This is a genomic window from Corynebacterium sp. MSK039 (assembly GCF_030232315.1).
Classification (GTDB): Bacteria; Actinomycetota; Actinomycetes; order Mycobacteriales; family Mycobacteriaceae; genus Corynebacterium.
Window position 1 is genome coordinate 1 of the sequence record NZ_JASPJL010000033.1, and the last position, 1,323, is coordinate 1,323.

The 1,323-nt window shown below is 58.9% G+C and carries 1 protein-coding gene; it reads left to right on the forward strand.

Annotated features, from left to right (window positions below; genetic code table 11):
- The first annotated feature begins 60 nt into the window (after window positions 1-60).
- A protein-coding gene (locus QP997_RS09690; protein ID WP_148792846.1) for an IS3 family transposase occupies window positions 61-1,277 on the forward strand; the annotation gives its coding sequence in 2 pieces (ribosomal slippage) (window positions 61-322 and window positions 322-1,277; 1,218 coding nt in all).
- Window positions 1,278-1,323 lie beyond the last annotated feature (46 nt).

A 1,323-nucleotide genomic window follows, 5' to 3' on the forward strand; every position in this document is an offset into this window, starting at 1 on the left:
TGAGGTTACCCTCGTTTAGTGGACACCCAACTTGTACGGATGTTGTGTCCGTAGGAGAGGATGTTCATTGTGAGCCAACAACGCAAGAAGTACACGCCGGAGTACCGGCGTGAAGCCGCGAATCTCGTGATTGAGTCGCAGCGCCCGACCGCTCATGTGGCCCGAGAGATCGGTGTCGCCCCGGGGCTTTTGGGCAAATGGGTCAAAAATGAGCGGGAGCGCCGAGGCGCTGCCGATGGGATGAGCGCGGCGGATCTTCGGGCCGAGAATGCGCGCTTGCGCCGGGAGCTGGCAGAAGCTCGGATGGACAACGAGTTTTTGTCAAAAGCGACAGCCTTCTTCGCCGCGAAGCAACGCGAACAGAAAAGTTCGAACTAATGCGGCGAGAGAAGGCAAACTACAGCATCAAACGTATGGCACGCTTGTTGAAGGTGTCACGGTCCGGCTACTACAAATGGTCCCATAACCAGCAGCAACGCCTCCTAGGTAACGATGATCGGGCAGCGTTTTATGACGATGTTGACTGCAAGATCCGCCAGATTTGGGCTGACTCTGATCAGGTCTACGGTGCACCGCGCATTACCGCAGAACTGGCTGAGCGCTACGGCATTGCGCTCAATCGGAAGACTGTGGCCAAGCGGATGCGCCTGATGGGGATTGAGGGGATTTCACCGCGTGCCTTCGTCCCGGTGACCACGATTCAGTCCAAGCGTAAGTCCACGCTTCCTGACCTGGTTAAGCGCATGTTTGATGCCGGTGAGCTCAATCGGGTGTGGATGTCGGATATTACCTACCTGCGCACCGGTGAAGGCTGGTTGTACTTGTGTGCGGTCCGTGATGGTCATTCCCGCCGAGTGCTGGGCTGGGCTATGGATAGTGTGCAAGATACTTCCCTGGTCGAACGGGCCCTGCGGATGGCGTATACGCTACGCGGTGAGGTTCCTGATGGCCTGGTGTTTCACGCTGACCGTGGGGCACAGTTTACCAGCGAGCAGCTCTGGGACGTCTGCCGCGGCCTGGGCATTGCCCAGTCCGTCGGGCGTACCGGGGTGTGCTTTGATAACGCGATGGCCGAGTCGTTCTGGTCGACGTTGAAGACTGAGTTCTACGGCCGGCAACGCTGGCCTACCAGGGATGCTGCACGCACGGGTGTCGCCCGCTGGATTGAAGTGGTCTACAACCGCCGCCGGCGCCACTCCGCACTCGGGATGGTCAGCCCCGTCGACTTCGAGCACCAGATCACCCAGACCACCAACGAAGAAGAAACAGCTGCCTAACCATGAGGTAGCTCCACTACGTGTCCACCATTTGCGGGCAACCCCA